The 15,281-nt window shown below is 32.7% G+C and carries 17 protein-coding genes; 6 read left to right on the top strand and 11 right to left on the bottom strand.

The window, feature by feature from the left end:
- Window positions 1-480 precede the first annotated feature (480 nt).
- The gene (locus BR77_RS17005) at window positions 481-1,194 is read left to right on the top strand and encodes a replication initiation protein (protein WP_035066591.1); all 714 of its coding nucleotides are present in this window, start codon (window positions 481-483) and stop codon (window positions 1,192-1,194) included.
- A gap of 80 nt (window positions 1,195-1,274) precedes the next feature.
- Here BR77_RS17005 and BR77_RS17000 read toward each other — a convergent pair whose 3' ends face one another.
- Window positions 1,275-1,655 (bottom strand): hypothetical protein, encoded by a 381-nt coding sequence (locus BR77_RS17000; RefSeq protein WP_035066589.1) that lies wholly within the window; start codon window positions 1,653-1,655, stop codon window positions 1,275-1,277.
- A 45-nt stretch (window positions 1,656-1,700) separates the two neighbouring features.
- Window positions 1,701-2,021 carry a hypothetical protein gene (locus tag BR77_RS16995; RefSeq protein ID WP_035066586.1) on the bottom strand — a complete coding sequence of 107 codons (321 nt, stop codon included), beginning with the start codon at window positions 2,019-2,021 and terminating at the stop codon, window positions 1,701-1,703.
- A gap of 420 nt (window positions 2,022-2,441) precedes the next feature.
- Here BR77_RS16995 and BR77_RS16990 point away from each other — a divergent pair, with 420 nt between their 5' ends.
- Window positions 2,442-2,819 carry a hypothetical protein gene (locus BR77_RS16990; protein ID WP_035066584.1) on the top strand — a complete coding sequence of 126 codons (378 nt, stop codon included), beginning with the start codon at window positions 2,442-2,444 and terminating at the stop codon, window positions 2,817-2,819.
- Between the two features lie 238 nt (window positions 2,820-3,057).
- Here BR77_RS16990 and BR77_RS19235 read toward each other — a convergent pair whose 3' ends face one another.
- Window positions 3,058-3,198 carry a hypothetical protein gene (locus BR77_RS19235; protein ID WP_155520243.1) on the bottom strand — a complete coding sequence of 47 codons (141 nt, stop codon included), beginning with the start codon at window positions 3,196-3,198 and terminating at the stop codon, window positions 3,058-3,060.
- Between the two features lie 2,351 nt (window positions 3,199-5,549).
- On the bottom strand, window positions 5,550-5,789 hold the full coding sequence (locus BR77_RS19230; RefSeq protein WP_185751428.1) for a hypothetical protein: 240 nt from the start codon (window positions 5,787-5,789) through the stop codon (window positions 5,550-5,552).
- A gap of 319 nt (window positions 5,790-6,108) precedes the next feature.
- Here BR77_RS19230 and BR77_RS16985 point away from each other — a divergent pair, with 319 nt between their 5' ends.
- Window positions 6,109-6,822, top strand: coding sequence for a replication initiation protein (locus BR77_RS16985; protein WP_035066591.1), 714 nt, complete (start codon window positions 6,109-6,111; stop codon window positions 6,820-6,822).
- Window positions 6,823-6,902: 80 nt separating this feature from the next.
- On the opposite strand, the gene BR77_RS16980 is transcribed toward BR77_RS16985, so the two are convergent.
- Both BR77_RS16980 and BR77_RS16975 read right to left on the bottom strand, forming a co-directional pair.
- Window positions 6,903-7,283 carry a hypothetical protein gene (locus tag BR77_RS16980; RefSeq protein ID WP_035066589.1) on the bottom strand — a complete coding sequence of 127 codons (381 nt, stop codon included), beginning with the start codon at window positions 7,281-7,283 and terminating at the stop codon, window positions 6,903-6,905.
- 45 nt (window positions 7,284-7,328) lie between these two features.
- Complete coding sequence (locus tag BR77_RS16975; RefSeq protein WP_035066586.1) at window positions 7,329-7,649, bottom strand: hypothetical protein; 321 nt, start codon at window positions 7,647-7,649, stop codon at window positions 7,329-7,331.
- A 420-nt stretch (window positions 7,650-8,069) separates the two neighbouring features.
- Here BR77_RS16975 and BR77_RS16970 point away from each other — a divergent pair, with 420 nt between their 5' ends.
- Complete coding sequence (locus tag BR77_RS16970) at window positions 8,070-8,447, top strand: hypothetical protein (RefSeq protein WP_035066584.1); 378 nt, start codon at window positions 8,070-8,072, stop codon at window positions 8,445-8,447.
- 238 nt (window positions 8,448-8,685) lie between these two features.
- On the opposite strand, the gene BR77_RS19225 is transcribed toward BR77_RS16970, so the two are convergent.
- Window positions 8,686-8,826 carry a hypothetical protein gene (locus BR77_RS19225; protein WP_155520243.1) on the bottom strand — a complete coding sequence of 47 codons (141 nt, stop codon included), beginning with the start codon at window positions 8,824-8,826 and terminating at the stop codon, window positions 8,686-8,688.
- A gap of 2,350 nt (window positions 8,827-11,176) precedes the next feature.
- On the bottom strand, window positions 11,177-11,416 hold the full coding sequence (locus tag BR77_RS19220) for a hypothetical protein (protein ID WP_185751428.1): 240 nt from the start codon (window positions 11,414-11,416) through the stop codon (window positions 11,177-11,179).
- Window positions 11,417-11,735: 319 nt separating this feature from the next.
- Between BR77_RS19220 and BR77_RS16965 the strand changes: the two genes are divergently transcribed.
- A complete protein-coding gene (locus BR77_RS16965) occupies window positions 11,736-12,449 on the top strand; it encodes a replication initiation protein (RefSeq protein WP_035066591.1) in 714 nt (237 codons plus the stop codon).
- Window positions 12,450-12,529: 80 nt separating this feature from the next.
- Here BR77_RS16965 and BR77_RS16960 read toward each other — a convergent pair whose 3' ends face one another.
- Window positions 12,530-12,910 (bottom strand): hypothetical protein, encoded by a 381-nt coding sequence (locus BR77_RS16960; RefSeq protein ID WP_035066589.1) that lies wholly within the window; start codon window positions 12,908-12,910, stop codon window positions 12,530-12,532.
- Between the two features lie 45 nt (window positions 12,911-12,955).
- A complete protein-coding gene (locus BR77_RS16955; RefSeq protein ID WP_035066586.1) occupies window positions 12,956-13,276 on the bottom strand; it encodes a hypothetical protein in 321 nt (106 codons plus the stop codon).
- A gap of 420 nt (window positions 13,277-13,696) precedes the next feature.
- Here BR77_RS16955 and BR77_RS16950 point away from each other — a divergent pair, with 420 nt between their 5' ends.
- Window positions 13,697-14,074, top strand: coding sequence for a hypothetical protein (locus BR77_RS16950; RefSeq protein ID WP_035066584.1), 378 nt, complete (start codon window positions 13,697-13,699; stop codon window positions 14,072-14,074).
- 238 nt (window positions 14,075-14,312) lie between these two features.
- Here the strand turns inward: BR77_RS16950 and BR77_RS19215 are convergent, their stop codons facing one another.
- Window positions 14,313-14,453, bottom strand: a complete 141-nt coding sequence (locus BR77_RS19215) for a hypothetical protein (RefSeq protein WP_155520243.1) — start codon at window positions 14,451-14,453, stop codon at window positions 14,313-14,315.
- Window positions 14,454-15,281: the final 828 nt, after the last annotated feature.

Below are 15,281 nucleotides of genomic sequence, written 5' to 3'. Positions count from 1 at the left end.
ATGAGTAAAAGTGTTGTAGTGAGCTTAAAAGTAGGTTCTAAGAGAGAAAAAGGGTTAGGTTGTGAGTGAGGGTAGCGAAAGGAACTTGTTTCTGCCAATGCTTTTGATTTTATAAAATTCTTGAGCTTGCGTAGCAAGTTTCCTTTTTGTCTTGGTTTCATTTTACTCAAAGGACTTGCCTGCAAGTCGACCTTTTTTGACTCTGGGACCTTTTAATATACTTTTAATAAACTTTTAAGAGCTTTTAAAACCTTTTAGGCGCTCTGTACTACTTGGGGCTGTAAGCGTGTAGCGTTATTAAAACATGGTTTTGTTGCTATTAAAACATGGTTTTGTTGCTATTAAAACATGGTTTTGTTGCTATTAAAACATGGTTTTGTTGCTATTAAAACATGGTTTTGTTGCTATTAAAACATGGTTTTGTTACAATTAAAACATGGTTTTAAAAAATCGTATGTTTTAATTGTGGAGGTTTAAATTATGAGTAATGAAATAGTCCGGTATAACAACGTTATGAACGATGTTAGTTTTAGAAAATTTACACCTATTGAGTTTGATTTATTTTTTTCTCTTTGTGCAAAAATGAAACGATTAGGTACCGAAACAATTGTTCTAACATTTGATGAAATCAAAGACCTTATTGGTTATTCATCTCGCAACAAAGAGAGGTTTGTTGCTGATTTAGAAAGTATGTATAGCAAATTATTAAATTTAAATTTTAGATTTGAGGATGAAAATATTATTGTTAGATTTGTATTATTTAATCGCTATGAAATAGACAAAAAAAAATCAACGGTTACAATCAAAGTTAATACTGATTTTGAATTTATATTAAACGAAATCACAACAAATTTTACTCGTTACGAATTGCAATCTTTCACTGAATTGAAAAGTAGCTATTCAAAATCTATGTACCGTATTTTAATGCAATTTCGGTCCACTGGTTTTTATAAAGTCACTATTGATGAATTTAAGCGTATTTTAGATATCCCCGAGAGTTATAAAATGGGAAATATCGATCAATATATTTTTAAGCCTATCAATAAAGAATTAGCTCCTTTATTTGACTATTTTGAAATAAAAAAGATTAAGAAAAAAGGACGTGGTCGAGGTGGCGTTGTTTCGCACTTCGAATTTTATTTCAAAGAAAAAAAGAACCTGAAGGTTCCTCTTCACAATTGGACTGAGGACTAAAAAAGAAGAAGTACCCCAACCTGGAGTTACTTCTTCTTTTTTTATTATTATATTGGAGCAAAAGGTTTTTCCGATAATTATTAATTTGTACGTTCAAACAATGCCATGTAACCGATGTCTAATTTAATCTGATTATCTTTATTTTTAACTTTCAGAACATCTGTACTTGTTATATCTCTATCTGTATAATTTAATTTTAGCTGTCCATATTTTTTGTTGCTAGCTTTTTTTGAATCAAAATTATACCCTATTTTAACTTGTTTTTCATCTTCGTAAGTGATGGTAGCTAACCCATTTGACTCAAATTCAATTTTTTTTATAATTGAGTACGAACTATTTGCATCAATATCTTTTGAAATTGATGTCCAAGTTCCTTCTAATTCAAATTTTTTTGTGGTTGTACAAGCAGCTACAATTGGTACAATCAGAAAAAGTAAAAGTGCTATTTTTAATTTGTGCATAATAATACCTACCTTCTTTATTCTAATTTAATAACCAATTCATTATTAATTTTTAACATAAGAATACGAATAATACGATACTACAGTTCTTTTACTAGGTCCAGTTGGAGCAGTAACTGTCTTTGTTACTCTTCCAACTGGTCTGTAACCATTTGGAACACTAATGTACTTGTAAGTATACCACGCGTAATCATTAAACCATAAATTATCTCTTGAAACTTGGGATTGAGATTTTCTGTCAACTACGTAGTATTGAGCTGCCCTAGTCTGTGGTTGTTTTACGTCATCACTGACTGCGTTAACTGATAGTGGTGATGTAAAAGGAATAACTAAAAATAATAAAGATAAAAATAAAAACTTCCTCATATTTAACCCCTCCTTTTTAATCTTATTTTAAAAATTTCATTTTGCAAGTGCTTTTTTCAGAAAAATATTATTATGTATCTACCTAAAATTGATAAACAAGTACAATAATTTGTTATTTAAATTTTATATATATATCTGTAAATTTCACAAGAAATTTACTCTTTAAAACGTATTCAAATCACTATTCCCAATCTATACCAGTTCAAAATCACAATCTTTTCGTCTGTGCCCCTTGCGGGGCTTGGTACTTGGTAAAATGGGCATTATGTAAAGTCTCTCGACCTCGAGGGACTTTTTCGTTATTTAATTTTTAAAAACACAAGATTTTTCACAACCGGACCTATACTCCTAAATAAATTACTTTCGAAATATCAATTCTTAAGTTATACTGAATTTGTATAAAAGGTGGTGATAAATAAAATGAATGAAAAAAAGTTAGTTACATGCAATGGAGCTGTTGGACTTGTAGGAGGTATATTTCTTTTAGTTGCGCCCCTATTTCTATTTGGATCGGTTGTTAGTGATTTAAGTTCTTCCGGATTGAACAATAGTGTTAATATAGGAGCAACAAGTACATTATCATTACTAATATTGATAGTTAAAATAGCAATTTTAGTTTTAGGGATTATTGGTGCGGTCAAGTTGAAACACTCCGATAAAATCGCATCAGCTCCAAGTGTTTTACTTATTGTTGGTGGTGGAGTATCTCTTATACCTTTTTTAGGATTTATTGGCGGAGTTGTTTCTATCGTCGGCGGTTCAATCTATTTAGCAAATCTCAAAAAATTTAATACCTAAATTTTTTATTTCGCTTTATTAATTTTATTTTTAAAATCTAACTAATAGTGATGCCCGGGATTAAGGGGTCAGGGGACTAATAAAAAAAGCTCTTTAAAAAAGGGATTTTTCTAGTTTAATTTAGATTTTTGCAATCTGATTATGTATTTGTTATAATTTGAATAATGAGAAGCATTGGTTCGATCCAATTCAATAAAAGTAGCCCCACCGTTTCCGCAAACGGTGGGGCTTTTTCTGTCTAGCGTTGCAAGTACAGACTTACAAGAGTGGTTACAACGGGCACACTAATCGCAAGTAACGGAATAATAATTTTACTCCATAATGCCATACGTGCTTCTTTTTGCCGAATCCGCATTCGGTCTTTTCGAGATTCTAGCATTGGTTCAATCCTCCTCTCACGCTGTGACTTCACGTGCAAGAGGACTTGCAACAAAATCTAGTCTATCATGTTTCTAACGATTGATGGGATTTTTAAGAAAGAGCATAAGGAAAAGTGTACCCACTTACGTGAGAAACCTAGCAATGCTAGGAGTTTTTCGTGGGTACACTTTTTTCATAAAACCGTCAATGAACCGAGCAAAAACCGTCAGTAAATCTCGCTTTTTTTTGATCCATTCGAACACATGTCTTGTTCTTTGCCCCTTCGGTTGCTATACTTTTAGTAAGAGAGTAAATGTCGATTTCTTAATTTAAAGCACTTTTTTTTACTCAAATTTAGAACAAAAATAAACTTGATAGACACTACTATTCTTTGTTATTATATTGATATTCAGTTTTGATTTTTTTACAATTTCCCAATTTTTAGATTCTTCTAACTGTAATTAATCTCTATGCAAGATACCCTGATTATTTAATCAAGTTCTTGCTTAAAAATAAGTTCGCATATTAACTAACTAAACATGTGACTCTTTTTTATCCACTACCGACAGGCCATTTTGTTCGGTAGTGGATATTTTTTTGTTCCACAAATTCCGTAAGTGTGACTACACTTGCAATGCTTGCAGCAAACCTTCCCCTAAAAACTGAAGGGGAAAAACTCCTGAAGTGCGCACTTACACAAACTCAAAAGTTTGGTTGCTGAAGCAAAATAAAAAGGATCTGGTCAACGACGTTTTTTTCGTTTTGCAAGCAGAGCCACATGCTAGCATGTGGCAATTTTTTATCCGCCATCGACACAAAAAAATTGTCGGTGGCAGATAATCTTTTTTGGATTTCCCAATCCCTTAAAAACAAAAATCGAAAAAAATTCTCCCGACCAATTGACAAAAATTGACAACAGTCAACGATTAAAAATTCGCAACATGGGGACATGTTGCTCTGCTCGCAAAAGGAAAATATACCGTCAAAAAAAACTGTCAGAGACTTGAATCAACTCTCGATTATTTTCCTTTAGCACCGTTGACTTTCGTCAATGTATAAGTGCACCCTGTTCTAAAAAATTATCGGCTCATTTTTAGGGGTTGATCAGATTTATTTTTTCTGAAGGTTTCCCTTTTCAAAAACCCACGTGGGAAATTCGACCTCGGCAGAGACCAGGTGCACAAAAAAAGTGAGGTGCGTATAAATGGGCACTCCTCCAGTTTTCGATTTTATCAAACTATCTTGTGACAGCTAACTATGAAGTCTGTTCCCCTTAAACTTCTAGTTATTTTCTTGTTTTTGTGCTAAAATAATCCCATACATAAAGAACTACGTCTACGTTTGCCACCTCGCGAATGTCTGCGCAAGCAGAACATTCTAGCGAGTGTGAGCACAAAGTAGACTAAGCCCCCTACACTAATAGGGGGGTAATCTGCGAGAATATACAAATGGATTATAAATAAATATTCAGCTTCGTATATTTAAAAAAATTAAAACCGAGCGTTAAAGTGGATAGAATCCGCAAGTCGGAGACTTAGCGAGGGCGGGCGCAAGCCCGCTAGAACCACCGTCATGTAACACGGGGGTAGATAACACCTATACCAGGGGTCAATGGAACATCCTTACGGAAAGTTGCGGTATGATCGATTATTAAAAAAAAGAAACGTTGATTTAACAGCATTTGCAATTTTTCAGGCTTTATTGTTCCAAAAATTGTCTGGAACAATTGAACGAAAAGTTGCGGTATCTTTTAAAACCCGAACAATATCTATAATTACAAAGGCATAAGATTTAAAATTTTGCCTAGTTCACATAATCCACCTTTTACCAAGTACCATGTCCCGTAAGCGTTACAGCCTGATAGATTGTGAAAACGAAGTGGTCTAGTGGACTAACTCTATTGAAAGGCTGTTAATCGGCTCTTTTGAATGTACAAGAGATTGTGAAAATTAAAGCCTTAAACAGAATAAAGGGATCTGTTTTCCAAAATGAAATAGCGACGAATGAGGATTACTATTCTTTAATCATTCGCATTTACACCGCAACTTTTCGTAAAGATGTTCCATTGACCCCTACCATTACAAATATTCTGTTGAAAATCTTTATAAAATAAGGGTTTATAAACTATATACTGTATGGATTATATGGGATATTTCAGAAATTCTGTAAACCATTTTATCTCACTAACAAGAAAAAGTATGCACCGAGTAAAAAGGGTTCATGCTTTTTTTGCGCTTAAAATACATTCTAAGACGTTTTAGACTAAACACGACTTCTTATCAGCAAACCACCTTAAAATTGATTCTAGGGTAGTTTTTTTGCGTTTTAGCTCTATTCAAATGTCCTCGTCACATGTTGATTTAAAAAAACTTAAAAAACGGTTAGCAAAAAATGTCCTAAAAGCCTTGGTAAGCTCGTATAGCTTGTTTGTGCGTATTTCTCTTGAATCATGAGTAAAAGTGTTGTAGTGAGCTTAAAAGTAGGTTCTAAGAGAGAAAAAGGGTTAGGTTGTGAGTGAGGGTAGCGAAAGGAACTTGTTTCTGCCAATGCTTTTGATTTTATAAAATTCTTGAGCTTGCGTAGCAAGTTTCCTTTTTGTCTTGGTTTCATTTTACTCAAAGGACTTGCCTGCAAGTCGACCTTTTTTGACTCTGGGACCTTTTAATATACTTTTAATAAACTTTTAAGAGCTTTTAAAACCTTTTAGGCGCTCTGTACTACTTGGGGCTGTAAGCGTGTAGCGTTATTAAAACATGGTTTTGTTGCTATTAAAACATGGTTTTGTTGCTATTAAAACATGGTTTTGTTGCTATTAAAACATGGTTTTGTTGCTATTAAAACATGGTTTTGTTGCTATTAAAACATGGTTTTGTTACAATTAAAACATGGTTTTAAAAAATCGTATGTTTTAATTGTGGAGGTTTAAATTATGAGTAATGAAATAGTCCGGTATAACAACGTTATGAACGATGTTAGTTTTAGAAAATTTACACCTATTGAGTTTGATTTATTTTTTTCTCTTTGTGCAAAAATGAAACGATTAGGTACCGAAACAATTGTTCTAACATTTGATGAAATCAAAGACCTTATTGGTTATTCATCTCGCAACAAAGAGAGGTTTGTTGCTGATTTAGAAAGTATGTATAGCAAATTATTAAATTTAAATTTTAGATTTGAGGATGAAAATATTATTGTTAGATTTGTATTATTTAATCGCTATGAAATAGACAAAAAAAAATCAACGGTTACAATCAAAGTTAATACTGATTTTGAATTTATATTAAACGAAATCACAACAAATTTTACTCGTTACGAATTGCAATCTTTCACTGAATTGAAAAGTAGCTATTCAAAATCTATGTACCGTATTTTAATGCAATTTCGGTCCACTGGTTTTTATAAAGTCACTATTGATGAATTTAAGCGTATTTTAGATATCCCCGAGAGTTATAAAATGGGAAATATCGATCAATATATTTTTAAGCCTATCAATAAAGAATTAGCTCCTTTATTTGACTATTTTGAAATAAAAAAGATTAAGAAAAAAGGACGTGGTCGAGGTGGCGTTGTTTCGCACTTCGAATTTTATTTCAAAGAAAAAAAGAACCTGAAGGTTCCTCTTCACAATTGGACTGAGGACTAAAAAAGAAGAAGTACCCCAACCTGGAGTTACTTCTTCTTTTTTTATTATTATATTGGAGCAAAAGGTTTTTCCGATAATTATTAATTTGTACGTTCAAACAATGCCATGTAACCGATGTCTAATTTAATCTGATTATCTTTATTTTTAACTTTCAGAACATCTGTACTTGTTATATCTCTATCTGTATAATTTAATTTTAGCTGTCCATATTTTTTGTTGCTAGCTTTTTTTGAATCAAAATTATACCCTATTTTAACTTGTTTTTCATCTTCGTAAGTGATGGTAGCTAACCCATTTGACTCAAATTCAATTTTTTTTATAATTGAGTACGAACTATTTGCATCAATATCTTTTGAAATTGATGTCCAAGTTCCTTCTAATTCAAATTTTTTTGTGGTTGTACAAGCAGCTACAATTGGTACAATCAGAAAAAGTAAAAGTGCTATTTTTAATTTGTGCATAATAATACCTACCTTCTTTATTCTAATTTAATAACCAATTCATTATTAATTTTTAACATAAGAATACGAATAATACGATACTACAGTTCTTTTACTAGGTCCAGTTGGAGCAGTAACTGTCTTTGTTACTCTTCCAACTGGTCTGTAACCATTTGGAACACTAATGTACTTGTAAGTATACCACGCGTAATCATTAAACCATAAATTATCTCTTGAAACTTGGGATTGAGATTTTCTGTCAACTACGTAGTATTGAGCTGCCCTAGTCTGTGGTTGTTTTACGTCATCACTGACTGCGTTAACTGATAGTGGTGATGTAAAAGGAATAACTAAAAATAATAAAGATAAAAATAAAAACTTCCTCATATTTAACCCCTCCTTTTTAATCTTATTTTAAAAATTTCATTTTGCAAGTGCTTTTTTCAGAAAAATATTATTATGTATCTACCTAAAATTGATAAACAAGTACAATAATTTGTTATTTAAATTTTATATATATATCTGTAAATTTCACAAGAAATTTACTCTTTAAAACGTATTCAAATCACTATTCCCAATCTATACCAGTTCAAAATCACAATCTTTTCGTCTGTGCCCCTTGCGGGGCTTGGTACTTGGTAAAATGGGCATTATGTAAAGTCTCTCGACCTCGAGGGACTTTTTCGTTATTTAATTTTTAAAAACACAAGATTTTTCACAACCGGACCTATACTCCTAAATAAATTACTTTCGAAATATCAATTCTTAAGTTATACTGAATTTGTATAAAAGGTGGTGATAAATAAAATGAATGAAAAAAAGTTAGTTACATGCAATGGAGCTGTTGGACTTGTAGGAGGTATATTTCTTTTAGTTGCGCCCCTATTTCTATTTGGATCGGTTGTTAGTGATTTAAGTTCTTCCGGATTGAACAATAGTGTTAATATAGGAGCAACAAGTACATTATCATTACTAATATTGATAGTTAAAATAGCAATTTTAGTTTTAGGGATTATTGGTGCGGTCAAGTTGAAACACTCCGATAAAATCGCATCAGCTCCAAGTGTTTTACTTATTGTTGGTGGTGGAGTATCTCTTATACCTTTTTTAGGATTTATTGGCGGAGTTGTTTCTATCGTCGGCGGTTCAATCTATTTAGCAAATCTCAAAAAATTTAATACCTAAATTTTTTATTTCGCTTTATTAATTTTATTTTTAAAATCTAACTAATAGTGATGCCCGGGATTAAGGGGTCAGGGGACTAATAAAAAAAGCTCTTTAAAAAAGGGATTTTTCTAGTTTAATTTAGATTTTTGCAATCTGATTATGTATTTGTTATAATTTGAATAATGAGAAGCATTGGTTCGATCCAATTCAATAAAAGTAGCCCCACCGTTTCCGCAAACGGTGGGGCTTTTTCTGTCTAGCGTTGCAAGTACAGACTTACAAGAGTGGTTACAACGGGCACACTAATCGCAAGTAACGGAATAATAATTTTACTCCATAATGCCATACGTGCTTCTTTTTGCCGAATCCGCATTCGGTCTTTTCGAGATTCTAGCATTGGTTCAATCCTCCTCTCACGCTGTGACTTCACGTGCAAGAGGACTTGCAACAAAATCTAGTCTATCATGTTTCTAACGATTGATGGGATTTTTAAGAAAGAGCATAAGGAAAAGTGTACCCACTTACGTGAGAAACCTAGCAATGCTAGGAGTTTTTCGTGGGTACACTTTTTTCATAAAACCGTCAATGAACCGAGCAAAAACCGTCAGTAAATCTCGCTTTTTTTTGATCCATTCGAACACATGTCTTGTTCTTTGCCCCTTCGGTTGCTATACTTTTAGTAAGAGAGTAAATGTCGATTTCTTAATTTAAAGCACTTTTTTTTACTCAAATTTAGAACAAAAATAAACTTGATAGACACTACTATTCTTTGTTATTATATTGATATTCAGTTTTGATTTTTTTACAATTTCCCAATTTTTAGATTCTTCTAACTGTAATTAATCTCTATGCAAGATACCCTGATTATTTAATCAAGTTCTTGCTTAAAAATAAGTTCGCATATTAACTAACTAAACATGTGACTCTTTTTTATCCACTACCGACAGGCCATTTTGTTCGGTAGTGGATATTTTTTTGTTCCACAAATTCCGTAAGTGTGACTACACTTGCAATGCTTGCAGCAAACCTTCCCCTAAAAACTGAAGGGGAAAAACTCCTGAAGTGCGCACTTACACAAACTCAAAAGTTTGGTTGCTGAAGCAAAATAAAAAGGATCTGGTCAACGACGTTTTTTTCGTTTTGCAAGCAGAGCCACATGCTAGCATGTGGCAATTTTTTATCCGCCATCGACACAAAAAAATTGTCGGTGGCAGATAATCTTTTTTGGATTTCCCAATCCCTTAAAAACAAAAATCGAAAAAAATTCTCCCGACCAATTGACAAAAATTGACAACAGTCAACGATTAAAAATTCGCAACATGGGGACATGTTGCTCTGCTCGCAAAAGGAAAATATACCGTCAAAAAAAACTGTCAGAGACTTGAATCAACTCTCGATTATTTTCCTTTAGCACCGTTGACTTTCGTCAATGTATAAGTGCACCCTGTTCTAAAAAATTATCGGCTCATTTTTAGGGGTTGATCAGATTTATTTTTTCTGAAGGTTTCCCTTTTCAAAAACCCACGTGGGAAATTCGACCTCGGCAGAGACCAGGTGCACAAAAAAAGTGAGGTGCGTATAAATGGGCACTCCTCCAGTTTTCGATTTTATCAAACTATCTTGTGACAGCTAACTATGAAGTCTGTTCCCCTTAAACTTCTAGTTATTTTCTTGTTTTTGTGCTAAAATAATCCCATACATAAAGAACTACGTCTACGTTTGCCACCTCGCGAATGTCTGCGCAAGCAGAACATTCTAGCGAGTGTGAGCACAAAGTAGACTAAGCCCCCTACACTAATAGGGGGTAATCTGCGAGAATATACAAATGGATTATAAATAAATATTCAGCTTCGTATATTTAAAAAAATTAAAACCGAGCGTTAAAGTGGATAGAATCCGCAAGTCGGAGACTTAGCGAGGGCGGGCGCAAGCCCGCTAGAACCACCGTCATGTAACACGGGGGTAGATAACACCTATACCAGGGGTCAATGGAACATCCTTACGGAAAGTTGCGGTATGATCGATTATTAAAAAAAAGAAACGTTGATTTAACAGCATTTGCAATTTTTCAGGCTTTATTGTTCCAAAAATTGTCTGGAACAATTGAACGAAAAGTTGCGGTATCTTTTAAAACCCGAACAATATCTATAATTACAAAGGCATAAGATTTAAAATTTTGCCTAGTTCACATAATCCACCTTTTACCAAGTACCATGTCCCGTAAGCGTTACAGCCTGATAGATTGTGAAAACGAAGTGGTCTAGTGGACTAACTCTATTGAAAGGCTGTTAATCGGCTCTTTTGAATGTACAAGAGATTGTGAAAATTAAAGCCTTAAACAGAATAAAGGGATCTGTTTTCCAAAATGAAATAGCGACGAATGAGGATTACTATTCTTTAATCATTCGCATTTACACCGCAACTTTTCGTAAAGATGTTCCATTGACCCCTACCATTACAAATATTCTGTTGAAAATCTTTATAAAATAAGGGTTTATAAACTATATACTGTATGGATTATATGGGATATTTCAGAAATTCTGTAAACCATTTTATCTCACTAACAAGAAAAAGTATGCACCGAGTAAAAAGGGTTCATGCTTTTTTTGCGCTTAAAATACATTCTAAGACGTTTTAGACTAAACACGACTTCTTATCAGCAAACCACCTTAAAATTGATTCTAGGGTAGTTTTTTTGCGTTTTAGCTCTATTCAAATGTCCTCGTCACATGTTGATTTAAAAAAACTTAAAAAACGGTTAGCAAAAAATGTCCTAAAAGCCTTGGTAAGCTCGTATAGCTTGTTTGTGCGTATTTCTCTTGAATCATGAGTAAAAGTGTTGTAGTGAGCTTAAAAGTAGGTTCTAAGAGAGAAAAAGGGTTAGGTTGTGAGTGAGGGTAGCGAAAGGAACTTGTTTCTGCCAATGCTTTTGATTTTATAAAATTCTTGAGCTTGCGTAGCAAGTTTCCTTTTTGTCTTGGTTTCATTTTACTCAAAGGACTTGCCTGCAAGTCGACCTTTTTTGACTCTGGGACCTTTTAATATACTTTTAATAAACTTTTAAGAGCTTTTAAAACCTTTTAGGCGCTCTGTACTACTTGGGGCTGTAAGCGTGTAGCGTTATTAAAACATGGTTTTGTTGCTATTAAAACATGGTTTTGTTGCTATTAAAACATGGTTTTGTTGCTATTAAAACATGGTTTTGTTGCTATTAAAACATGGTTTTGTTGCTATTAAAACATGGTTTTGTTACAATTAAAACATGGTTTTAAAAAATCGTATGTTTTAATTGTGGAGGTTTAAATTATGAGTAATGAAATAGTCCGGTATAACAACGTTATGAACGATGTTAGTTTTAGAAAATTTACACCTATTGAGTTTGATTTATTTTTTTCTCTTTGTGCAAAAATGAAACGATTAGGTACCGAAACAATTGTTCTAACATTTGATGAAATCAAAGACCTTATTGGTTATTCATCTCGCAACAAAGAGAGGTTTGTTGCTGATTTAGAAAGTATGTATAGCAAATTATTAAATTTAAATTTTAGATTTGAGGATGAAAATATTATTGTTAGATTTGTATTATTTAATCGCTATGAAATAGACAAAAAAAAATCAACGGTTACAATCAAAGTTAATACTGATTTTGAATTTATATTAAACGAAATCACAACAAATTTTACTCGTTACGAATTGCAATCTTTCACTGAATTGAAAAGTAGCTATTCAAAATCTATGTACCGTATTTTAATGCAATTTCGGTCCACTGGTTTTTATAAAGTCACTATTGATGAATTTAAGCGTATTTTAGATATCCCCGAGAGTTATAAAATGGGAAATATCGATCAATATATTTTTAAGCCTATCAATAAAGAATTAGCTCCTTTATTTGACTATTTTGAAATAAAAAAGATTAAGAAAAAAGGACGTGGTCGAGGTGGCGTTGTTTCGCACTTCGAATTTTATTTCAAAGAAAAAAAGAACCTGAAGGTTCCTCTTCACAATTGGACTGAGGACTAAAAAAGAAGAAGTACCCCAACCTGGAGTTACTTCTTCTTTTTTTATTATTATATTGGAGCAAAAGGTTTTTCCGATAATTATTAATTTGTACGTTCAAACAATGCCATGTAACCGATGTCTAATTTAATCTGATTATCTTTATTTTTAACTTTCAGAACATCTGTACTTGTTATATCTCTATCTGTATAATTTAATTTTAGCTGTCCATATTTTTTGTTGCTAGCTTTTTTTGAATCAAAATTATACCCTATTTTAACTTGTTTTTCATCTTCGTAAGTGATGGTAGCTAACCCATTTGACTCAAATTCAATTTTTTTTATAATTGAGTACGAACTATTTGCATCAATATCTTTTGAAATTGATGTCCAAGTTCCTTCTAATTCAAATTTTTTTGTGGTTGTACAAGCAGCTACAATTGGTACAATCAGAAAAAGTAAAAGTGCTATTTTTAATTTGTGCATAATAATACCTACCTTCTTTATTCTAATTTAATAACCAATTCATTATTAATTTTTAACATAAGAATACGAATAATACGATACTACAGTTCTTTTACTAGGTCCAGTTGGAGCAGTAACTGTCTTTGTTACTCTTCCAACTGGTCTGTAACCATTTGGAACACTAATGTACTTGTAAGTATACCACGCGTAATCATTAAACCATAAATTATCTCTTGAAACTTGGGATTGAGATTTTCTGTCAACTACGTAGTATTGAGCTGCCCTAGTCTGTGGTTGTTTTACGTCATCACTGACTGCGTTAACTGATAGTGGTGATGTAAAAGGAATAACTAAAAATAATAAAGATAAAAATAAAAACTTCCTCATATTTAACCCCTCCTTTTTAATCTTATTTTAAAAATTTCATTTTGCAAGTGCTTTTTTCAGAAAAATATTATTATGTATCTACCTAAAATTGATAAACAAGTACAATAATTTGTTATTTAAATTTTATATATATATCTGTAAATTTCACAAGAAATTTACTCTTTAAAACGTATTCAAATCACTATTCCCAATCTATACCAGTTCAAAATCACAATCTTTTCGTCTGTGCCCCTTGCGGGGCTTGGTACTTGGTAAAATGGGCATTATGTAAAGTCTCTCGACCTCGAGGGACTTTTTCGTTATTTAATTTTTAAAAACACAAGATTTTTCACAACCGGACCTATACTCCTAAATAAATTACTTTCGAAATATCAATTCTTAAGTTATACTGAATTTGTATAAAAGGTGGTGATAAATAAAATGAATGAAAAAAAGTTAGTTACATGCAATGGAGCTGTTGGACTTGTAGGAGGTATATTTCTTTTAGTTGCGCCCCTATTTCTATTTGGATCGGTTGTTAGTGATTTAAGTTCTTCCGGATTGAACAATAGTGTTAATATAGGAGCAACAAGTACATTATCATTACTAATATTGATAGTTAAAATAGCAATTTTAGTTTTAGGGATTATTGGTGCGGTCAAGTTGAAACACTCCGATAAAATCGCATCAGCTCCAAGTGTTTTACTTATTGTTGGTGGTGGAGTATCTCTTATACCTTTTTTAGGATTTATTGGCGGAGTTGTTTCTATCGTCGGCGGTTCAATCTATTTAGCAAATCTCAAAAAATTTAATACCTAAATTTTTTATTTCGCTTTATTAATTTTATTTTTAAAATCTAACTAATAGTGATGCCCGGGATTAAGGGGTCAGGGGACTAATAAAAAAAGCTCTTTAAAAAAGGGATTTTTCTAGTTTAATTTAGATTTTTGCAATCTGATTATGTATTTGTTATAATTTGAATAATGAGAAGCATTGGTTCGATCCAATTCAATAAAAGTAGCCCCACCGTTTCCGCAAACGGTGGGGCTTTTTCTGTCTAGCGTTGCAAGTACAGACTTACAAGAGTGGTTACAACGGGCACACTAATCGCAAGTAACGGAATAATAATTTTACTCCATAATGCCATACGTGCTTCTTTTTGCCGAATCCGCATTCGGTCTTTTCGAGATTCTAGCATTGGTTCAATCCTCCTCTCACGCTGTGACTTCACGTGCAAGAGGACTTGCAACAAAATCTAGTCTATCATGTTTCTAACGATTGATGGGATTTTTAAGAAAGAGCATAAGGAAAAGTGTACCCACTTACGTGAGAAACCTAGCAATGCTAGGAGTTTTTCGTGGGTACACTTTTTTCATAAAACCGTCAATGAACCGAGCAAAAACCGTCAGTAAATCTCGCTTTTTTTTGATCCATTCGAACACATGTCTTGTTCTTTGCCCCTTCGGTTGCTATACTTTTAGTAAGAGAGTAAATGTCGATTTCTTAATTTAAAGCACTTTTTTTTACTCAAATTTAGAACAAAAATAAACTTGATAGACACTACTATTCTTTGTTATTATATTGATATTCAGTTTTGATTTTTTTACAATTTCCCAATTTTTAGATTCTTCTAACTGTAATTAATCTCTATGCAAGATACCCTGATTATTTAATCAAGTTCTTGCTTAAAAATAAGTTCGCATATTAACTAACTAAACATGTGACTCTTTTTTATCCACTACCGACAGGCCATTTTGTTCGGTAGTGGATATTTTTTTGTTCCACAAATTCCGTAAGTGTGACTACACTTGCAATGCTTGCAGCAAACCTTCCCCTAAAAACTGAAGGGGAAAAACTCCTGAAGTGCGCACTTACACAAACTCAAAAGTTTGGTTGCTGAAGCAAAATAAAAAGGATCTGGTCAACGACGTTTTTTTCGTTTTGCAAGCAGAGCCACATGCTAGCATGTGGCAATTTTTTATCCGCCATCGACACAAAAAAATTGTCGGTGGCAGATAATCTTTTT

The sequence above is a fragment of the Carnobacterium maltaromaticum DSM 20342 genome, assembly GCF_000744945.1.
Lineage (GTDB): Bacteria > Bacillota > Bacilli > Lactobacillales > Carnobacteriaceae > Carnobacterium > Carnobacterium maltaromaticum.
Note: the sequence above shows the minus strand (reverse complement) of the source record. Positions and strands in the feature narration are given on the sequence as shown.

What these genes read in the sequence shown, in the direction of transcription:
- BR77_RS16985 (WP_035066591.1), top strand. Translation starts at nt 6,109, where the DNA reads ATGAGTAATGAAATAGTCCGGTATAACAACGTTATGAACGATGTTAGT.
- BR77_RS19225 (WP_155520243.1), bottom strand. Translation starts at nt 8,826, where the DNA reads ATGCTAGAATCTCGAAAAGACCGAATGCGGATTCGGCAAAAAGAAGCA.
- BR77_RS16980 (WP_035066589.1), bottom strand. Translation starts at nt 7,283, where the DNA reads ATGCACAAATTAAAAATAGCACTTTTACTTTTTCTGATTGTACCAATT.
- BR77_RS16955 (WP_035066586.1), bottom strand. Translation starts at nt 13,276, where the DNA reads ATGAGGAAGTTTTTATTTTTATCTTTATTATTTTTAGTTATTCCTTTT.
- BR77_RS17000 (WP_035066589.1), bottom strand. Translation starts at nt 1,655, where the DNA reads ATGCACAAATTAAAAATAGCACTTTTACTTTTTCTGATTGTACCAATT.
- BR77_RS19215 (WP_155520243.1), bottom strand. Translation starts at nt 14,453, where the DNA reads ATGCTAGAATCTCGAAAAGACCGAATGCGGATTCGGCAAAAAGAAGCA.
- BR77_RS16950 (WP_035066584.1), top strand. Translation starts at nt 13,697, where the DNA reads ATGAATGAAAAAAAGTTAGTTACATGCAATGGAGCTGTTGGACTTGTA.
- BR77_RS17005 (WP_035066591.1), top strand. Translation starts at nt 481, where the DNA reads ATGAGTAATGAAATAGTCCGGTATAACAACGTTATGAACGATGTTAGT.
- BR77_RS16975 (WP_035066586.1), bottom strand. Translation starts at nt 7,649, where the DNA reads ATGAGGAAGTTTTTATTTTTATCTTTATTATTTTTAGTTATTCCTTTT.
- BR77_RS16990 (WP_035066584.1), top strand. Translation starts at nt 2,442, where the DNA reads ATGAATGAAAAAAAGTTAGTTACATGCAATGGAGCTGTTGGACTTGTA.
- BR77_RS19230 (WP_185751428.1), bottom strand. Translation starts at nt 5,789, where the DNA reads ATGAAACCAAGACAAAAAGGAAACTTGCTACGCAAGCTCAAGAATTTT.
- BR77_RS19235 (WP_155520243.1), bottom strand. Translation starts at nt 3,198, where the DNA reads ATGCTAGAATCTCGAAAAGACCGAATGCGGATTCGGCAAAAAGAAGCA.
- BR77_RS19220 (WP_185751428.1), bottom strand. Translation starts at nt 11,416, where the DNA reads ATGAAACCAAGACAAAAAGGAAACTTGCTACGCAAGCTCAAGAATTTT.
- BR77_RS16965 (WP_035066591.1), top strand. Translation starts at nt 11,736, where the DNA reads ATGAGTAATGAAATAGTCCGGTATAACAACGTTATGAACGATGTTAGT.
- BR77_RS16995 (WP_035066586.1), bottom strand. Translation starts at nt 2,021, where the DNA reads ATGAGGAAGTTTTTATTTTTATCTTTATTATTTTTAGTTATTCCTTTT.
- BR77_RS16960 (WP_035066589.1), bottom strand. Translation starts at nt 12,910, where the DNA reads ATGCACAAATTAAAAATAGCACTTTTACTTTTTCTGATTGTACCAATT.
- BR77_RS16970 (WP_035066584.1), top strand. Translation starts at nt 8,070, where the DNA reads ATGAATGAAAAAAAGTTAGTTACATGCAATGGAGCTGTTGGACTTGTA.